Source organism: Candidatus Darwinibacter acetoxidans, assembly GCF_041936445.1.
GTDB lineage: Bacteria > Bacillota > Limnochordia > Darwinibacteriales > Darwinibacteriaceae > DTU010.
On record NZ_JBHGXH010000320.1, the window covers coordinates 1 to 1101 of the forward strand.

The 1101-nt window shown below is 61.2% G+C and carries 2 protein-coding genes; both read right to left on the reverse strand.

Features of this window, described 5'->3' with window-relative positions; translation table 11 throughout:
- On the reverse strand, positions 1-169 hold a 169-nt coding region (locus tag ACE4YL_RS13115), incomplete at its 3' end, for a cyclodeaminase/cyclohydrolase family protein (RefSeq protein WP_461369713.1).
- 78 nt (positions 170-247) lie between these two features.
- Positions 248-1101: polyprenyl synthetase family protein (locus ACE4YL_RS13120; RefSeq protein WP_461369712.1), on the reverse strand; the 854-nt coding region annotated here is incomplete at its 5' end.

Here is a 1101-nt window from a genome sequence, read left to right on the forward strand (position 1 = left end):
CTTCTACGTCGGCATACCTCTTCTTGCCAACGGTAAGATTGCCCACCATATTCGAAAGGGCCATCCCGATGGCCCCGCCCATGGCAGCCGCGCCCCCGCCGCCGGGGGTCGGTGCCTTAGAAGCAAGCGCCTCCAAAAAATAATCGCAGCTATTTTCCGACATGGCCATGGTAAAAACTCCTCCTTTATTTAATTAACTCCATCATTGACCGCCTGTGGACTTTATCGTGATCTCGTTCCGGTTCTCTTATTTATTCCTGAAGACAAGCTGCCGGGCTAGCTCCTGCAACAGCCCGGCCGGCCTCTCCAGCTCATTTAAGTAAACCAGCGCCTGGTGGTAAAGCTCTTCGGTGCGCTTCCGTGCCGCCTCCGCACCGAGCAGGGCTGGAAAGGTGGCCTTTTCCCGGGCCCGGTCGGCGCCTACTTCCTTGCCCATTTCGGCGGCATCTCCTTCCAGGTCCAGCAGATCGTCAGTGATCTGAAAAGCCAACCCCAGGCAAGAACCGTAGCCGCTGAGCGCCTTCAGCACGGCCGGTGAAGCTCCCGCGGCAATGGCTCCGCAGCGCACCGCCACCTGCAGCAGGGCTCCGGTCTTGCAGCTGTCGATCCGCTCCAGTTCGGACAACCCGATCATTCGCCCCTCGGACTCGAGGTCGAGGAGCTGTCCCCCGACCATCCCCCGTCTCCCGGAGGCCCGGGCCAGCTCCAGGCTAATCTGCAGCGCCCGCTCAAAGCAGCCCTCCCGGAGTCCATAGCCGGCCACCAACTCAAAAGCGAGGGTCAGCAAGGCATCTCCGGCTAAAATGGCAGCAGCCTCGCCGTAAACACGGTGACAGGTTGGCCGGCCCCGGCGCAGTGCACTGTCGTCCATCGCCGGAAGGTCATCATGGATAAGCGAGTAAGTATGGATCAATTCCAGGGCGCAGGCTACCGGCAGCACCCGCTGGCCGGAAAGACCAAAGGTCTCCGCTGCGGCGATAGTTAACAGCGGGCGCAGCCTTTTTCCTCCCGCGGTAACGCTATAACGCATCGCCTCCCGCAGAAGGGCCGGCTCCTCGCCCGGCTCGAGCAGCTGTAAGAGATACTGATCGATCGCCTCGC